At 68.3% G+C, this 15,343-nt stretch carries 19 protein-coding genes and 1 riboswitch; of the genes, 13 read left to right on the forward strand and 6 right to left on the reverse strand.

What is annotated here, in order from left to right; all coding sequences use genetic code 11:
• Positions 1–299: pirin family protein (locus ACE3TL_RS13605; protein ID WP_374579220.1), on the reverse strand; the 299-nt coding region annotated here is incomplete at its 3' end.
• A gap of 112 nt (positions 300–411) precedes the next feature.
• Between ACE3TL_RS13605 and ACE3TL_RS13610 the strand changes: the two genes are divergently transcribed.
• Entirely contained in the window at positions 412–1,329 is a 918-nt protein-coding gene (locus ACE3TL_RS13610) for a LysR family transcriptional regulator (RefSeq protein WP_374579221.1), read from the forward strand.
• On the opposite strand, the gene ACE3TL_RS13615 is transcribed toward ACE3TL_RS13610, so the two are convergent.
• Positions 1,326–1,856, reverse strand: a complete 531-nt coding sequence (locus ACE3TL_RS13615; protein WP_374579222.1) for a YbjN domain-containing protein — start codon at positions 1,854–1,856, stop codon at positions 1,326–1,328. The genes ACE3TL_RS13610 and ACE3TL_RS13615 overlap by 4 nt on opposite strands.
• Positions 1,857–1,939: 83 nt before the next feature.
• Here ACE3TL_RS13615 and ACE3TL_RS13620 point away from each other — a divergent pair, with 83 nt between their 5' ends.
• From ACE3TL_RS13620 to ACE3TL_RS13630, 3 genes are read left to right on the forward strand one after another with little or no spacing between them, the layout of a single operon-like run.
• Positions 1,940–2,368, forward strand: a complete 429-nt coding sequence (locus ACE3TL_RS13620; protein ID WP_374579223.1) for a TIGR02301 family protein — start codon at positions 1,940–1,942, stop codon at positions 2,366–2,368.
• A gap of 29 nt (positions 2,369–2,397) precedes the next feature.
• Positions 2,398–3,357, forward strand: coding sequence for an SPFH domain-containing protein (locus ACE3TL_RS13625; protein ID WP_374579224.1), 960 nt, complete (start codon positions 2,398–2,400; stop codon positions 3,355–3,357).
• Positions 3,358–3,361: 4 nt separating this feature from the next.
• Positions 3,362–3,820, forward strand: coding sequence for an NfeD family protein (locus ACE3TL_RS13630; protein ID WP_374579225.1), 459 nt, complete (start codon positions 3,362–3,364; stop codon positions 3,818–3,820).
• On the opposite strand, the gene ACE3TL_RS13635 is transcribed toward ACE3TL_RS13630, so the two are convergent.
• From ACE3TL_RS13635 to thrB, 3 genes are read right to left on the reverse strand one after another with little or no spacing between them, the layout of a single operon-like run.
• A complete protein-coding gene (locus ACE3TL_RS13635; RefSeq protein ID WP_374579226.1) occupies positions 3,780–4,259 on the reverse strand; it encodes a MarR family winged helix-turn-helix transcriptional regulator in 480 nt (159 codons plus the stop codon). The two genes, ACE3TL_RS13630 and ACE3TL_RS13635, sit on opposite strands and share 41 nt — an antisense overlap.
• A gap of 53 nt (positions 4,260–4,312) precedes the next feature.
• Positions 4,313–4,756 (reverse strand): ribonuclease HI, encoded by a 444-nt coding sequence (gene rnhA, locus ACE3TL_RS13640; RefSeq protein ID WP_374579227.1) that lies wholly within the window; start codon positions 4,754–4,756, stop codon positions 4,313–4,315.
• A complete protein-coding gene (gene thrB / locus ACE3TL_RS13645; RefSeq protein ID WP_374579228.1) occupies positions 4,753–5,721 on the reverse strand; it encodes a homoserine kinase in 969 nt (322 codons plus the stop codon). Before thrB ends, rnhA begins: the two co-directional genes overlap by 4 nt.
• A 95-nt stretch (positions 5,722–5,816) precedes the next feature.
• Between thrB and ACE3TL_RS13650 the strand changes: the two genes are divergently transcribed.
• Positions 5,817–6,044 (forward strand): AbrB/MazE/SpoVT family DNA-binding domain-containing protein, encoded by a 228-nt coding sequence (locus tag ACE3TL_RS13650; RefSeq protein ID WP_374579229.1) that lies wholly within the window; start codon positions 5,817–5,819, stop codon positions 6,042–6,044.
• The gene (locus tag ACE3TL_RS13655; protein ID WP_374579230.1) at positions 6,041–6,430 is read left to right on the forward strand and encodes a type II toxin-antitoxin system death-on-curing family toxin; all 390 of its coding nucleotides are present in this window, start codon (positions 6,041–6,043) and stop codon (positions 6,428–6,430) included. The genes ACE3TL_RS13650 and ACE3TL_RS13655 overlap by 4 nt, the downstream gene beginning before the upstream one ends.
• Here the strand turns inward: ACE3TL_RS13655 and ispH are convergent.
• Entirely contained in the window at positions 6,423–7,382 is a 960-nt protein-coding gene (ispH, locus tag ACE3TL_RS13660) for a 4-hydroxy-3-methylbut-2-enyl diphosphate reductase (RefSeq protein WP_374579231.1), read from the reverse strand. The genes ACE3TL_RS13655 and ispH overlap by 8 nt on opposite strands.
• A gap of 128 nt (positions 7,383–7,510) precedes the next feature.
• Between ispH and ACE3TL_RS13665 the strand changes: the two genes are divergently transcribed.
• The 7 genes from ACE3TL_RS13665 to ACE3TL_RS13695 all read left to right on the forward strand — a co-directional run bounded on the left by ACE3TL_RS13665 (position 7,511) and on the right by ACE3TL_RS13695 (position 15,309).
• Positions 7,511–8,194, forward strand: coding sequence for a Tat pathway signal sequence domain protein (locus ACE3TL_RS13665; protein ID WP_374579232.1), 684 nt, complete (start codon positions 7,511–7,513; stop codon positions 8,192–8,194).
• On the forward strand, positions 8,191–9,981 hold the full coding sequence (gene argS / locus ACE3TL_RS13670; RefSeq protein ID WP_374579233.1) for an arginine--tRNA ligase: 1,791 nt from the start codon (positions 8,191–8,193) through the stop codon (positions 9,979–9,981). Before ACE3TL_RS13665 ends, argS begins: the two co-directional genes overlap by 4 nt.
• Positions 9,982–10,066: 85 nt before the next feature.
• Positions 10,067–10,160, forward strand: a riboswitch (glycine riboswitch).
• 159 nt (positions 10,161–10,319) lie between these two features.
• On the forward strand, positions 10,320–11,450 hold the full coding sequence (gcvT, locus tag ACE3TL_RS13675; protein WP_374579234.1) for a glycine cleavage system aminomethyltransferase GcvT: 1,131 nt from the start codon (positions 10,320–10,322) through the stop codon (positions 11,448–11,450).
• A 10-nt stretch (positions 11,451–11,460) separates the two neighbouring features.
• A complete protein-coding gene (gcvH, locus tag ACE3TL_RS13680) occupies positions 11,461–11,826 on the forward strand; it encodes a glycine cleavage system protein GcvH (RefSeq protein WP_374579235.1) in 366 nt (121 codons plus the stop codon).
• Between the two features lie 30 nt (positions 11,827–11,856).
• Positions 11,857–13,200, forward strand: a complete 1,344-nt coding sequence (gene gcvPA, locus ACE3TL_RS13685) for an aminomethyl-transferring glycine dehydrogenase subunit GcvPA (RefSeq protein WP_374579236.1) — start codon at positions 11,857–11,859, stop codon at positions 13,198–13,200.
• Positions 13,200–14,783 carry an aminomethyl-transferring glycine dehydrogenase subunit GcvPB gene (gene gcvPB / locus ACE3TL_RS13690; RefSeq protein WP_374579237.1) on the forward strand — a complete coding sequence of 528 codons (1,584 nt, stop codon included), beginning with the start codon at positions 13,200–13,202 and terminating at the stop codon, positions 14,781–14,783. Before gcvPA ends, gcvPB begins: the two co-directional genes overlap by 1 nt.
• A 139-nt stretch (positions 14,784–14,922) precedes the next feature.
• Positions 14,923–15,309, forward strand: a complete 387-nt coding sequence (locus tag ACE3TL_RS13695) for a PGPGW domain-containing protein (protein ID WP_374579238.1) — start codon at positions 14,923–14,925, stop codon at positions 15,307–15,309.
• The last annotated feature ends 34 nt before the right edge of the window (positions 15,310–15,343 follow it).

Below are 15,343 nucleotides of genomic sequence, written 5' to 3' on the forward strand. Positions count from 1 at the left end.
CGGATGCCCGAGCCGGCGCTCATCACCTGCACGTCGCCCGCCTCGGTGCGGCCCGTATTGCCCAGGCTGTCCTGGTGGGTGATCGCCCCGGTGCGGACATAGGTGATGATCTCCATGTTCGCGTGCGGGTGCGGCGGGAAGCCCGAATTCGGCGCGATCCTGTCGTCGTTCCAGACGCGCAGGGCGCCCCAGCTCATCCGCTTGGGATCGTGATAGTCGGCGAACGAGAAGTGATGCTTGGCGTCGAGCCAGCCGTGGTCGGCGCCGCCGAGGGTTTCAAAGGGTCGAAGGTCGATCATGACTTGATCTCCGGGGGACGGGTCTGCTTGGGCCGTCCGTTCGAGAAAAAGGTAGCGATCCCATGAGTTTTAGAAATAGAAACGATGGAAACTAATCGTTTCCGAAAATACGATGTCAAAGCTCCCTGACTTTGAAGCCTGGGCAGTGTTCGCCAAGGTGGCCGAGACCGGCTCCTTCGCCCGCGCCGCCGCCGATCTGGATCTGTCCAAGGCTACGGTCTCCAAGGCGGTGTCACGGTTGGAAGCGCGCCTGGGGGCGGGACTGTTCCACCGCACCTCGCGGCGCCTGTCCCTGACCGAGAGCGGCCGAAATGCGCTGGAGCGGGCGCAACGCATCCTTTCCGAAGGCGAGGCGGTGGAGGCCGAGACCGCCGCGCAGTCGGCCGTTCCGCGGGGCGTCGTGCGACTGGCCGCGCCGGCGTCCTTCGGCCTGCTGCACCTGGCTGAGATCCTGCCCGACTTCCTGGCCCGCTATCCGGAGGTGAGCCTCGATCTCGACCTGGCCGATCACAAGGTCGATCTGGTGGCGGAGGGCTTCGACCTGGCGGTGCGCATCGCTCAGCTTCCCGACTCCTCGCTGCTGGCGCGCAGGGTCTGCGACATGCGGGTCATGCTGGTGGGCTCGCCGCGTTACTTCGAGGCGTTCGGCAAGCCGGAGCATCCGCGTGACCTGGCGCATCATCGCTGCTTCACCTACGCCAATGTCGAGAGCCCCGACACCTGGCGTTTCACCCGCCAGTCGGGCGAGGAGGTGACGGTGAGCGTCGCAGGGCCGCTGCGGGTCAACAGCTCGGAAAGCCTCAGTGCTTCGCTGCGCGCCGGCTTGGGCGTAGCGCTGCAGCCGGAGTTCATCTGCTGGCGCGACCTGAAGGAGGGCTCGCTGGAAACGGCCATGTGCGACTGGCGCCCGCCGACGCCCGCCCTGCACATCGTCAGCCCGCCGGGCCGGCTGCGCCCAGCGCGGGTCAAGGTGCTGATGGACTTCCTGGTCGAGCGGCTGGCCGCCGCCCGCTGGGAGACCGGGCTTTAGCCTCCGATCACGAAGCCTTGCGGATCGCGGTTGAAGCGGCCGAACGTGGCCAGGCATCCCTGCCAGACGCCCAGGTGCTGCTTCATCTCGGCCGGGGTCATCCGCTGGGTCAGCAGCAGGCCGTACATCACGTTGGAGCGGCCGTCGTCGGTGAGGTAGCCGCGGCAGGCGACCTGGGTGCGGTTGAAGACGTTGATCTGGTCCAGGGTCGGGCCGCGGCGCTCGAAGGCGGTCGAGAAGGCCAACAGGCCGCAGGCCTTGCCGTTTCCGTCGCAGTCGACGTACTGCGCGCCGAACTTGCCGCCGGGCGTGGCGACATTGAGCACGACCACGCCGGCGCCGGATGCGGCCACGTCGGCCTTGGCGTCCATGCCCGCAAGCAGCCCGATCAGGGCGGCCGGATCGCGAGCGTCGAAGGCCGGCGCAGGCTTGGCGGCGGCGGGCTTGGCGGCCGGTTTGGCCGGCGCGGCGGCGAGGGCGGCGTGCGAGATCAGGGCGAGAGCGAGGGCGGGCGGCAGGGCGCGCATGGTGATCTCCGGCGACGTCGGCCCTGCGCTAACGCCTGCCGTGCGCAGGTGACAAGCCGCTTGCGGCGGATTTAAGTGCGGCCATGCGTTTGACGCTGTTCGCCCTTGCCGCATTCGCCGCCGCCATGCCGGCCGTGGCGCAGGACCGCTCGGTCGCCCAACGCGAGGCCCTGGTCGGCCTGACCCGCGTGCTGGGCGAGAGCCAGGCCCTCAGCCAGGCCTGTGAGGGCCCCTCCGAGCGGCGCTGGCGCGATCGCATGGAGCGGCTGGTCGACGCCGAGCAGCCGGACGAGGACCTGGCCGCCCGGATGACGGCGAGCTTCAACGCCGGCCTCGCGGAAGGCCGGCGTATCTATCCTGCCTGCGGTGAGGGGGCTCGGCGCGCCCTGGCGCTGGCGGCGGTCCGGGGCCGAGACCTGGCCGACGCGCTCTCGCACGTGAAATACAGGACCGGGATCATGCCGGTGGAGCCGGAAGCGGAACAGGTGACGGCAGAGCCGTCTCCACGCTAATCTACCGTTCCGTTCTCGGAGAGGTTGTCATGGAACTTACCGCAGTCGGCGTCCTGGTCGTCCTGGCGCTGGTCATCCTGTTCGGGGCGATCAAGATCGTGCCGCAGGGCCGCGAGTTCACGGTCGAGCGCTTCGGCCGCTATACGCGCACCCTCTCGCCCGGGATCAGCTTCCTGACGCCCTTCGTCGAAACCGTCGGACGCAAGGTGAACATGATGGAGCAGGTGCTGGACGTGCCGCGCCAGGAAGTGATCACCAAGGACAACGCCGTGGTCCAGGTGGACGGCATCGTCTTCATCCAGGTGATGGACGCCGCGGCGGCGGCCTATCGGGTCGACAACCTCAACTACGCCATCGCCCAACTGGCCATGACCAACCTGCGCACCGTGGTTGGCTCGATGGAACTGGACGAGGTGCTTTCGCAGCGCGACCAGATCAACACCCGCCTGCTGCACGTCATCGACAACGCCACCGCGCCCTGGGGCGTGAAAGTGGCGCGGATCGAGATCAAGGACCTGCAACCGCCGCCGGATATCACCTCCGCCATGGCCCGCCAGATGAAGGCCGAGCGCGAGCGCCGCGCCGTCATCACCGAGGCCGATGGCGAGAAGGCCGCCGCCATCGCCCGCGCCGAGGGCGCCAAGCAGGCCGCTATCCTCGAGGCCGAGGGGCGCCGGGAAGCGGCCTATCGCGACGCCGAAGCCCGCGAGCGCGAGGCCGAGGCCGAGGCCAAGGCCACCACCATGGTGTCGGAAGCCATCGCCCGCGGCGACGTCAATGCGATCAACTATTTCGTGGCCCAGAAGTACGTCGAGGCGTTCGGCAAGCTGGCCGAAAGCCCGCAGCAGAAGACGGTGATCGTGCCTTCGGAAATGTCGGCCCTGGTCGGCTCGCTGGCCGGCGTCGGCGAACTGGTGAAGACCGTCAGCGCCGACAATCCGCCGCGGCCGGCGGCGCGTCGCGGAGCCGTTCCGCCGACGGGGGCCTGAATCGATGAGCCCGCTTGCCGAGTTCTATCTGGCGCACGGCTTCTGGTTCTGGCTCGCGGTGGCCGGTGCGGTGCTGGCCGTTGAAATCGCCTTCGGGTCCGGCTGGCTGCTCTGGCCGGCGGCGAGCGCGGCGGTGGTGGCGGTGGTCAGCCTGTTCACCGACAGCGCCACCCTCGAAATCGGCCTCTTCGCGGTGCTGACCATCGTCACGACGCTCGGCGCGCGACGCTTCTGGCCGCGCCGGACGCAGGCTGCGCCAGACATCAACGACAATGTCGCCCGGCTGGTCGGCCATCACGGCCGAGTGACGGCGGCTTTCGTCCACGGGGCGGGCCGCGTCCTGGTCGACGGCAAGGAATGGGCGGCGGAGACCGAGGACGGCTCGGCGCTCGACCTCGAGGCGATCGTCGAGGTGACGGGGCTCAGCGGCGGCTCGCGGCTTCGGGTTCGCCTGCCTGGATGACGTCTTCGAGGAAGAGCCGCAGGCTGCGCAGGAACGGCAGGGCCTGACGGAACTCCGCCTCGGTGAAGCCCTCGCGCAGGGCGTCCATCTTCCACTTCATGGCCTTGAGCAGTTCGGCGTGCGCCTCGCGGCCCCCGCGCGTCATCCGCACCCGCTTCTTGCGGCGGTCGGAGACGTCCGACAGCAGGGTGATGAAGCCCTGCGTCTCCATCTTCTGCAAGGCGCTGGTCATCGCCGCCTTGGACATCAGCATGCCGCGGGCGAGTTCGGCGGGCGTCTGACCATCGCCGTCACGATGGAAGCGCATCAGCAGTTCCACATGAGCATAGGTCATCCCGGGCGGCAGATGTCGGGCGACCGACATGCGGGTAAGATGCTCGATGACGCCGATCTCGTGGAATATAGCGACGTCCGGACGTTCCTGGACCGTGGGGGCCATCGACGGCTCCTTTCATTCGATATCGAACTATGTGGTGGTTCGATATCGAATGTTCAAGCGGCCCGAGCTTCCTGGAGGCCCTTGCGCGCCAGGGCGTCGGCGCGCTCGTTCAATTCGTGCCCGGCGTGGCCCTTGACCCAGTTCCAGCTCACGTCATGGCGCGCCCGCGCCGTATCGAGGCGCCGCCAGAGGTCGTCGTTCTTCACCGGCTTGCCGTCGGCGGTCCTCCAGCCTCGCTTCTTCCAGCCGAAGATCCACTCCGAAATGCCCTTCATCACGTACTGGCTGTCGGTGTGCAGTTCGACCTTGCAGGGCTTCTTGAGGGTCTCCAGCGCCTGGATGGCGGCCATCAGCTCCATACGGTTGTTGGTGGTCGCATCCTCGCCGCCGTGGATTTCCTTGACGTGCTGGCCCGACATCAGGATCGCGCCCCAGCCGCCCGGTCCGGGATTTCCCGAGCAGGCGCCGTCCGAATAGATCACCACCTCGGGCGTCACTTGGCCTGGCCCAGCAGGAAAAGGTCGGGGGCCGAGCGGTGCACGGCCAGCTTGCGCTCGTATTCCAGCGGGTCCTTGGGGCGCACCAGCGCCCCGGCCGGGGTCGCGCCCCAGTCGTGGAGACGGGTGAGGAAGAATCGCATGGCCGCCCCATGCGCCAAGGCGGGCAGGGCGGCGCGCTCGGCGGCGCTCAGGGGGCGGTGGGCCTCGTAGCCGGCCAGCATCGCCCGGCCGCTGGTGATGTTGAAGCTGCCGTCGGGTTCGAAGCACCAGGCGTTCAGCGCCACGGCGATGTCGTAGGCCAGGAAGTCGTTGCAGGCGAAATAGAAGTCGATGGCCCCGGCGAAACGCCCCGCGGGATCGAAGAAGACGTTGTCGGGGAAATAGTCGGCGTGGATGATCCCGCCGGGCAGGTCCGCCGGCCAGGCGGCGGCCAGCCGCTCCAGGTCGCCGTCGATGACTTCCGAGAGGCCAGGCTTGAGCGCCTCGGCCGCCGGCTTCAGCGCATCGAACATCGGCGCCCAGGCCGCCTGACCCAGGTCGTTGGCCCGGCTCATCGAAAAGCCTTCGCCCGCGAGGTGCAGACGCGCCAGGCCCTCGCCTGCCTCACGGCAATGGGCGGCGGTGGGACGGCGCACGGCCAGGCCCGGCAGGAACGAGAAGATCGCGCAGGGCTTGCCGCGCACGTGCTGCAGGGCTTGGCCCTGGCGGTCGACCATCGGCGTCGCCGAGGGGTAGCCGCGCTGGGCGAGCCAGCGGGTCAGGCCGAGGAAATAGGGAAGCTCGTCCTCCCGCACCCGCTTCTCGTAGACGGTGAGGATGTAGCGGCCCTTCTCCGTCTCCAGCAGGAAGTTCGAGTTCTCCACGCCTTCGGCGATGCCCTTGAAGGTCAGCGCGACGCCCAGGTCGAACCTGGCGAGAAGGGTGGAAAGCTCCTCGTCGGAGATGTCGGTATAGACGGCCATGATTGCGCCGGGATGCGGGAGCGCGGGCGGGCGGTCAAGTCGACTTCGCGTATTACATACGTTATAACAATGGTGGCGTAAGCGTGGAGGCCGTCATGATCGCTTTGAAACTGACCCAGATCGGTAATTCCGTGGGTGTCGTGTTGCCGAAGGAAGCGCTCGTAAAGCTGGGCGTCGAGCGAGGCGATATCGTTTATCTGACGGACGTTCCGGGCGGGGAGATGCGGCTGTCGGCCTACAGCCCCGAGGTCGCCGAGCAGATCGCGCTGGGTGAAGAATTCATGGACCAATACCGGGACACCTTCCGGGCCCTGGCCAAGTGAACGAGCCTCGGTGGATCGACAAAGACGCTCTTGTTGTTCTGCATGACCGAAGCATCGCCTTGCATGGAGGCGTGTCAGGGCTGCGCGACGAAGGTTTGCTGGAATCGGCGCTGCAAAGGCCCGCGAACCGATTCCATTACGAACAGGTGGCCGATCTTCACGAGCTTGCCGCGACCTATCTCGTCGCAATCGCGAGCAATCACCCGTTTGCAGATGGCAACAAGCGGGCTGCCTTCCTGGCCGCGGGCCTATTTCTGCGTCTGAATGGTTTGCGGCTGGTCGCCGATCAGGCCGATGCAGCGATGACTGTGCTGGCTGTTGCAGCCGGAGAACGGGAGACGGTGCGCCTCGCCGTCTGGCTGAAGGGAAGGACGCTCTCTAGCTGACCAGCGCCCGCGGCAGCTTGAAGCTCACCGTTTCCTGCACGGTGTCGACGTCCTCGACCGTCACGTCGAAGACCTCGGCCAGGCGGTCGATCAGGCCCTGGACCAGCACTTCGGGCGCCGAGGCGCCGGCGGTGACGCCGACCGCCGAGGCGCCGTCGAGCCAGGCGAAATCCAGTTTGCCCGCGTCATCGATCAGATAGGCCGCCCGAGCGCCCGAGCGCTTGCCGACCTCGACCAGCCGCACGGAGTTGGAGGAGTTGGCCGAGCCCAGCACCAGCAGCACGTCGGCCTTGGCCGCCACGGCCTTCACCGCCTCCTGGCGGTTGGTGGTGGCGTAGCAGATGTCTTCCTTGTGCGGAGCGGCGATCTCCGGGAACCGCTCGCGCAGGGCCGCGACGATCTCGGCGGTGTCGTCGACCGACAGGGTGGTCTGAGTGGCGAAGGCGACGTTGCCCGGGTCCTTGGGCGTGAAGGCGCGCGCATCCTCCACCGTCTCGATCAGCTTCACGGCGCCTTCGGGGAGCTGGCCCATGGTGCCGACCACTTCGGGGTGGCCGGCGTGGCCGATCAGCACGATCTCCTTGCCGGCGTCGTAGTGGCGCTGGGCCTCGACGTGCACCTTGGAGACCAGCGGGCAGGTGGCGTCGAGATAGATCATCTCGCGTTGGCGCGCCTCGGCCGGCACCGACTTGGGCACGCCATGGGCCGAGAAGACCACCGGCCGGTCGGTCGGGCACTCCGACAGTTCCTCGACGAACACGGCGCCCAGGCCCTTGAGCCGGTCGACCACATGGCGGTTGTGGACGATCTCGTGGCGCACATAGACCGGCGCGCCGTACTTCTCGATGGCGCGCTCGACGATCTGGATGGCGCGGTCGACGCCAGCGCAGAATCCCCGCGGCGTAGCCAGATGGACCTTGAGCGGGCGACGGGGGCGGGGCTCTTGCAACATGCAGGCAAACTAGGCGTTTGCGGGCCGGATCGCCAGCCGCGTTGCGGCCTCATTCGATAGCCATTAGTAGGGAGCCGATGCGTGCGCCCGTCCTGGGCCCAGCGCCCCCTCCTTCCTGGACGACCTCCATGCGCCGTTCTCTGTTGCTGTTCGCCGCCGGCCTGATCGTGGCCGGCTCCACGATTCCCGAGATGGCGGCCGCCCAGCGCCGCCCGAACGACCAGCAACGCCAGGAGCAGGAAGCGGCCAAAAAGAAGAAGCGCGACTCCGAGTGGAACGACATCCAGGCCCCGTTGCCGCAACTGCGTAACGCAGGCCCCTGTCCCTATGTGAAGGTGCTCTACGACGCCGCGCGCTATATCGAGTTCAAGGACGAGCGCGAGGCCTCGAACGCCGTCGGCTGGTCCGGCGAGATCCAGGGCATTTCGGCTGGCTGCCAGTACAAGGACGAAGAACCCATCAAGGTGACGATGGAGGTTCTGTTCGAACTCGGCAAAGGCCCGCAGGCGCAGGGCAATTCCAAGACCTATCGCTACTGGGTCGCCGTGACCAAGCGCAACGACGCGGTCATCGCCAAGCAGTATTTCGACCTGCCCGTGACCTTCCCCGCCGGACAGGACCGGGTCTATGCGACCGAGACCATCAACCAGATCACCATCCCGCGCGCCTCGCTGACCACCAGCGGCGCGAATTTCGAGGTGCTGGTCGGGTTCGACGTGACGCCGCAGATGGCGGCCTTCAACCGCGACGGCAAGCGCTTCCGGCTGAACGCCGGCCAGGCCGTCGCCGGGAACTCCAGCGAAGACAAATGAGCGACCTGAAACGGGGCCTGAGCGAAGCGGTCGCCGCCGCCTTCGCCGCGGCGGGACTGCCGGCCGAACTCGGCCGTGTGACGCCTTCCGACCGGCCGGACCTGGCCGATTTCCAATGCAACGGCGCCCTGCCGGCGGCCAAGGTGGCGCGGCGCGACCCGCGCGAGATCGCCGCCGAGGTGGTCGCGCACCTGGCCAGCGACCCGCGCCTGGGCTCGGTGGAGACCGCCGGACTGGGCTTCATCAACATCCGGGTCAGCGCCGAGGCCCTGGCCCAGCGGGCCGCCGAGATCGCCGCCGATCCGCGGCTGGGCGCCGGGGTGGTGGAGACGCCGCGCAAGGTGCTGGTCGATTACGGCGGGCCGAATGTCGCCAAGCCGATGCACGTCGGCCACCTGCGCTCCTCGATCATCGGGGAATCGGTGAAGCGCATCTATCGCTTCCGCGGCGACGAGGTGGTCGGCGACGCCCACTTCGGCGACTGGGGCTATCAGATGGGCCTGCTCATCGGGGCCGTCATGGACGAGCATCCCGACATCGGCGAGCAGGTCGAGGCGCTCAACGCCGGCGGCCCGGCGGCCGACGACGTCGAGACGGCCGAGGCGTTGTTCGAAAAGGTCGGCCTGGCCGATCTCGACCGACTCTACCCCGAGGCCGCCGCGCGGGGGAAAGCCGACGCCGACTATCGCGACCGGGCGCGCAAGCTGACCGCGGCGCTGCAGGACCGCACGCCCGGCTACTTCCTCTTGTGGCGGCATTTCGCCAAGGTGACGCGCGTGGCCCTGGAGCGCGACTTCCACGCCCTGGGCGTCGACTTCGACCTCTGGAAGGGCGAGAGCGACGTCGAGGACCTGATCGAGCCGATGGTCGCCGAACTGGACGCCAAGGGCCTGCTGGTCGACGACCAGGGCGCGCGGATCGTGCGGGTGGCGAGGCAGGGCGACAAGCGCGAGCTGCCGCCGCTGCTGGTGGTCTCCTCCGAAGGCTCGGCCATGTACGGCACGACCGACCTGGCGACGATCCTCGACCGCAAGGAAAGCTTTGGCCCCGACCACGTGCTCTATGTGGTCGACCAGCGCCAGGCTGACCACTTCGAGATCGTGTTCCGCGCCGCCTATCTGGCCGGCTACGCCGTCGAGGGCGCGTTGGAGCACGTCGGCTTCGGCACCATGAACGGGACCGACGGCAAGCCGTTCAAGACCCGCGAGGGCGGGGTGCTGAAGCTGAACGACATGATCGTCATGACCCGCGACAAGGCGCGTGAGCGCCTGCACGAGGCGGGCCTGGGCGCCGAGCTGGACCCCGCCGCCTTCGAGGACACCGCCCATAGGGTGGCCGTCGCGGCGCTGAAGTTCGCCGACCTGCAGAACTTCCGCGGCACCTCCTACGTCTTCGACCTCGACCGTTTCTCAAGCTTCGAGGGCAAGACGGGGCCGTACCTGCTCTATCAGGCCGTGCGCATCAAGTCGGTGCTGCGCAAGGCGGCCGACGAGGGCGCGGCGGGCGGCGAGATCGTGGTCTCCGAAGCGGCCGAGCGCGATCTGGTCCTGCTGCTCGACGCCTTCGACCAGGCCCTGGCCGACGCCTATGACAAGAAGGCCCCGAACTTTGTGGCCGAACACGCCTACAAGCTCGCCCAGGCGTTTTCGAAGTTCTACGCCGCCTGTCCGATCCTCTCGGCCTCGCCGGAATTGAAGGCCTCGCGCCTGGCGCTGGCTCAGACGACCCTGCGCCAGTTGGAGGCGGCCCTCGACCTGCTGGGAATCGAGGCGCCCGAGCGCATGTAAGGCTGCTTTCTCGCCCGGTGCGTGCGAGCGCGCCGGGCCAGGCGCTTTGCGCGTTGACTCCCATCCACCGATCGAAGAGTTATGCGCGACTCTCGCGGGAGAGATCGGACCCTTCGGGGGCCGGAGCCGAAGGCGCAACCGCCCCGGAAACGCTCAGGCAAAAGGACCGCGCGAGCTGGTGAACGCTGGAAAGTAGCGCCGGGGCCAACCCGCGCTCGCCGAAGGAGCAAGGGACCGAGGTTCGGCCCCGAAATCTCTCAGGCTCAGGGACAGCGGGGGCGCAAGCGACGCGGGGAATCGTCTCCGCGCGCTCGCGGGTTCATCAGCCGGAGTCGCCCTTGTCCGACGAGACCTTGAAGACCACCCCGCTTTACGAAGCCCATGTAGCCGCAGGCGCGCGCATGGTCTCGTTCGCCGGATACTCGATGCCGGTTCAGTACAAGGACGGGGTGTTGAAGGAGCATCTCTGGACGCGCGAGAACGCGGGCCTGTTCGATGTGTCGCACATGGGCCAGGCGCGCCTGCGCGGCGTCTCGCCGCTCTCGGCTTTCGAGGAAGTCACGCCCAGCGACTTCATCGGCCTCAAGCCCGGCAAGCAGCGCTATTCGGTGCTGCTCAACCGCACCGGCGGGATCATCGACGACCTGATGGCCGCGCGTCCGATTTCTTCCGATGGAACCGGTGACGACGGCCTGTTCGTGGTGGTCAACGGCGCCTGCAAGGACAACGATTTCAAGGTCATCGACGACGAACTGGCCGGCCAGGTGCGGATCGAGCGCCTGGAGGACCGCGCGTTGATGGCCCTGCAAGGCCCCAAGGCCGCCGAGGTCCTGGCCGCCCATGCGTCGGAAGCGGCGGCCATGGTGTTCATGGACGCCCGCATGTTCAACGCCTTCGGGACCGACCTGATCGTCTCGCGCTCGGGCTATACTGGTGAGGACGGCTATGAGATCTCCGTGCCCGCGTCGCAGGCCGAGCGCGTCTGGAACACCCTGCAGGCCGACGAGCGGGTGCGCCCCATCGGCCTGGGCGCGCGTGATTCCCTCCGCCTGGAGGCTGGCCTGCCGCTCTATGGCCATGACGTGGACGAGAGCGTGAGCCCGGTCGAGGCCGATCTTGCCTTCGCCGTCTCCAAGAAGCGCCGCGAGGCGCGCGACTTCCCGGGCGCGGCTCGGATCGCCAAGGAGCTGGCCGAGGGCCCCTCGCGCAAGCGTGTCGGTCTGATCGTGCTGGAAGGCGCGCCGGCCCGCGAAGGCGCGCAGATCGCCGATGAGGCGGGCGAGGTCGTCGGGGTCGTGACCTCTGGCGGCTTCTCGCCCAGCCTGGGCAAGCCGATCGCCATGGGTTTCGTGCCGCCGGCCCTGGCCGGCGTCGGCACGCGTCTGAAAGTCATCGTGCGGGGCAAGGCCCAGGCCGCAGAGGTCGCGGCCATGCCGTTCGTGCCCCATCGTTACGTCCGCAAGCTCTAGGAGAGGGACTGTGCGTTTCACCAAGGATCATGAGTGGGTCGTCCTCGAAGGCGACGTGGCCACCATCGGCATCACCGCCTACGCCGCCGATCAGCTCGGCGACGTGGTGTTCGTCGAGACGCCGGAACCCGGCAAGGCCGTGAAGGCCGGCGACAACCTGGCGGTGGTCGAGAGCGTCAAGGCCGCCTCCGACGTCTATGCGCCGATCTCCGGCGAGGTGATCGAGGGCAACGCCGCCCTGGGCGATGCGCCCGAGACGGTCAACGACCAGCCGGAAGGCGCCGGTTGGTTCGCCAAGATCAAGGTCGCCGATCCGTCCGAGGTCGAGGCCCTGATGGACCGCGCCGCCTACGAAGACTTCCTCGGCACGCTGTAAGCAACACCGCTCACCCCGGCGAAAGACACGATGAGATATCTGCCCCTGACCCCGGCCGATCGCGCCGAAATGCTGGCGACGATCGGCGTCCGCTCGATCGACGACCTGTTCGTCGACGTGCCCGCCGCGGCTCGCAAGGCCGAACTGTTCGACCTGCCGCTGCACGCGGGCGAGCTTGAGGTCGAGCGCGAACTGGCCGGCCTGGCCGCCCTCAACCGGCCGGCGGGGGCAGGGCCGTTCTTCTGCGGGGCGGGGGCCTACAAGCATCATGTCCCGGCGACGGTGGACCACATCATCCAGCGCTCGGAATTCCTGACAAGCTACACGCCCTATCAGCCGGAAATCGCCCAGGGCACCTTGCAGGTGCTGTTCGAGTTCCAGACCCAGGTTGCGGCCCTGACCGGGCTCGAGGTCGCCAACGCCTCGATGTACGACGGCTCCACCGCCTGCGCCGAGGCGGTGATGATGGCCCAGCGTGTCACCCGCCGGAAGAAGGCGGTGCTGTCGGGCGGCCTGCATCCGCACTATGCGGCCACCACCCAGACCATCGCCCACGCCGAGGGCATGGATATCGTGCGCCAGGCCGCGGCCATCGACGCCGAGGCCGCGGTGCTGGACGCCATCGACGCCGACACCGCCGCCGTGGTCGTCCAGACCCCCAACGTCTTCGGCGTGGTCACCGATGTCTCGAAGATCGCCGAGGCGGCCCATGCGGCTGGCGCGCTGCTGATCGTGGTGACGACCGAGGCGGTCTCCTACGGCCTCCTGAAATCGCCCGGCGAGATGGGCGCGGACATCGCCGTGGCCGAGGGCCAGTCGATCGGCAATGGCCTGAACTTCGGCGGCCCCTATGTCGGCCTCTTTGCCTGCCGCGAGAAGCTGGTGCGCCAGATGCCGGGGCGCCTCTGCGGCGAGACGGTCGATGCGGAAGGCCGCCGCGGCTACGTCCTGACCCTCTCGACGCGGGAGCAGCACATCCGCCGCGAGAAGGCGACCTCGAACATCTGCACCAATTCGGGCCTCTGCGCCCTGGCCTTCACCATCCACCTGGCGCTGCTGGGCGAGACGGGTCTACGCCAGCTCGCCGCCCTCAACCACGCCAAGGCGCGCGAACTGCGCGACGCCCTCGCCGCCGTGCCGGGCGTGGAGGTGCTGACGCCGCGCTTCTTCAACGAGTTCGCGATCCGCGTGAAGGGCGGGGCGGCTGAAGCCGTCGAGACCCTGCTGGCCGACGGCGTCGTCGCAGGCGTGCCGTTCTCGCGCCTCGATCCTTCGGCCGGGCTGGACGACGTCCTGCTGGTTGCGGCGACCGAAACCACCTCGACCGAAGACATCCAAGCCTTCGCCCAGGCGCTCGCCGGGAGGACCGCGTAATGACCATGCTGAATGTCGGCCGACCGACCCGTCCCGAAGGCGCTGCCGAGAGCGCCGGCCACGCCTCCCTGACCGGCGGCCGCGGCCTGTTGCAAGACGAGCCGCTGATCTTCGAACTGGGCGGCTGGAGAAAGACCGGCGTCGACTTGGCCGCGCCAGCGCAGGACGCCTCCGATCTCGGCGACCTGGTGCGCAACGAGCCCATCGGCCTGCCGGGCCTCTCCGAACCAGAAGCCATGCGTCACTACGTGCGCCTGTCGCAGAAGAACCACGCCATCGACCTGGCGCTCTATCCGCTGGGTTCGTGCACGATGAAGCACAACCCGCGCCTGAACGAGAAGGTGGCGCGCCTGGCCGGCTTCGCCGACCTGCACCCGCTGGCGCCGCAGTCCACGGTTCAGGGGGCCCTGGCGCTGATGGACCGCCTGGCCCACTGGCTGAAGACGCTGACCGGCATGCCGGCGGTGGCGCTGTCCCCCAAGGCCGGCGCTCACGGCGAGCTCTGCGGCCTGCTGTGCATCAAGGCTGCGCACGAGGCGAACGGGCAGGGCCATCGCCGCACGGTGCTGGTGCCGACCTCGGCCCACGGCACCAACCCGGCCACCGCGGCCTTCGTCGGCTACTCCGTGGTCGAGATCGCCCAGACCGAGGACGGCCGCGTCGACATCGCCGACCTGGCGGCCAAGCTGTCGCCGGACGTGGCGGCGATCATGGTCACAAATCCCAACACCTGCGGCCTCTTCGAGCGCGACATCCTGGAGATCTCGCGCCTTACCCACGAGGCCGGGGCTTACTTCTACTGCGACGGCGCCAACTTCAACGCCATCGTCGGCCGGGTTCGCCCGGGCGACCTGGGTGTCGACGCGATGCACATCAACCTGCACAAGACCTTCTCGACGCCGCACGGCGGCGGCGGGCCCGGCGCGGGCCCTGTGGTGCTGTCGGCCGCCCTGGCGGCCCATGCGCCCGCCCCTTGGGTGGTGTCGGGCCCAGAAGGCCTGCGGCTGGTCGAGGAAACCGTGGACGAGGCGGCCCAGGGCTTTGGCCGCATGAGCGCCTTCCACGGCCAGATGGGCATGTTCGTCCGCGCCTACGCCTACATGGTCAGCCATGGCGCGGATGGCCTGCGTCAGGTCGCCGAGGATGCGGTGCTGAACGCCAACTACGTCAAGGCGCGGCTGTCGCCGGTGATGACCCCGGCCTTCCCTGACGGCCCCTGCATGCACGAGGCGCTGTTCGACGACGCCTGGCTGGAGGGGACGGGCGTCACCACCCTCGACTTCGCCAAGGCGATGATCGACGAGGGCTTCCACCCGATGACCATGTACTTCCCGCTGGTGGTGCATGGCGCGATGCTGATCGAGCCCACCGAGACGGAACCGAAGCAGGAGCTGGACCGCTTCTGCGAGGCGCTGATCGCCCTGGCTCATGCGGCCAAGGCCGGCGACGCGGATCGCTTCAAGGGCGCGCCCTACCTTGCGCCCATGCGGCGGTTGGACGAGACCTTGGCCGCCCGCAAGCCCAAGCTGACCTGGCGGCGGGGGGACAATGGTGTGGCGCCGGCGCCTCTGGCCGCCGAATAGCGGCGGCATGGAAAAAATTTAACGGCAGGGTCGTCTTTACGACTCCCTGATACGTTCTCATATCGGCAGACGTCCGACCGCTGGTCCTCCCCCAGTTCGGCGCGCGGGCTCATTCCAGGTTCAGAACGTGTCACTCGCCATGCAAAGCGTGCGCGGTTCCCGCGCCTCCGACGCAGCTTCCCGCGATATCGCCGGGCGGCTCGTGCGTTTTGGCCTGGTCGTGCTGGGTTTCCTGATCATCCTGGCGGGGATCGCCATTGCGCCCCTGCCGGGCCCGGGCGGCATTCCGGTGATCGTCGTCGGCCTGATGGTGGTGCTGCGCAACTCGTTCAAGGCGCGCCGGCAGTTCGTGCGCCTGCACCAGGCCCACCCGCGGGTGATCTCGCCCATACGCCGGATGTTGCGGCGCAATCCGCGGCTTCTCGAAATGGCGTGGCGGCAGTCTTTGAGGATCGAGCGCCGGGTGGTTCCTCGGAACCTGCGCTTTGCGGTTCGCAGCCGGCGCCTGTTCAGGCGCCGGCGCTAAACCCTACTGGAGCTTGGCGCCCAGTTGGTCGATC

This window comes from Phenylobacterium sp., from assembly GCF_041920015.1.
Classification (GTDB): domain Bacteria; phylum Pseudomonadota; class Alphaproteobacteria; order Caulobacterales; family Caulobacteraceae; genus Phenylobacterium.

Coding starts and splice junctions, on each gene's coding strand:
- gcvPA (WP_374579236.1), top strand. CDS start 11,857: ATGAGATATCTGCCCCTGACCCCGGCCGATCGCGCCGAAATGCTGGCG.
- argS (WP_374579233.1), top strand. CDS start 8,191: ATGAGCGACCTGAAACGGGGCCTGAGCGAAGCGGTCGCCGCCGCCTTC.
- thrB (WP_374579228.1), bottom strand. CDS start 5,721: ATGGCCGTCTATACCGACATCTCCGACGAGGAGCTTTCCACCCTTCTC.
- ACE3TL_RS13650 (WP_374579229.1), top strand. CDS start 5,817: ATGATCGCTTTGAAACTGACCCAGATCGGTAATTCCGTGGGTGTCGTG.
- ACE3TL_RS13615 (WP_374579222.1), bottom strand. CDS start 1,856: ATGCGCGCCCTGCCGCCCGCCCTCGCTCTCGCCCTGATCTCGCACGCC.
- ACE3TL_RS13610 (WP_374579221.1), top strand. CDS start 412: ATGTCAAAGCTCCCTGACTTTGAAGCCTGGGCAGTGTTCGCCAAGGTG.
- ACE3TL_RS13620 (WP_374579223.1), top strand. CDS start 1,940: ATGCGTTTGACGCTGTTCGCCCTTGCCGCATTCGCCGCCGCCATGCCG.
- ACE3TL_RS13625 (WP_374579224.1), top strand. CDS start 2,398: ATGGAACTTACCGCAGTCGGCGTCCTGGTCGTCCTGGCGCTGGTCATC.
- ispH (WP_374579231.1), bottom strand. CDS start 7,382: ATGTTGCAAGAGCCCCGCCCCCGTCGCCCGCTCAAGGTCCATCTGGCT.
- ACE3TL_RS13695 (WP_374579238.1), top strand. CDS start 14,923: ATGCAAAGCGTGCGCGGTTCCCGCGCCTCCGACGCAGCTTCCCGCGAT.
- ACE3TL_RS13630 (WP_374579225.1), top strand. CDS start 3,362: ATGAGCCCGCTTGCCGAGTTCTATCTGGCGCACGGCTTCTGGTTCTGG.
- gcvPB (WP_374579237.1), top strand. CDS start 13,200: ATGACCATGCTGAATGTCGGCCGACCGACCCGTCCCGAAGGCGCTGCC.
- ACE3TL_RS13665 (WP_374579232.1), top strand. CDS start 7,511: ATGCGCCGTTCTCTGTTGCTGTTCGCCGCCGGCCTGATCGTGGCCGGC.
- ACE3TL_RS13635 (WP_374579226.1), bottom strand. CDS start 4,259: ATGGCCCCCACGGTCCAGGAACGTCCGGACGTCGCTATATTCCACGAG.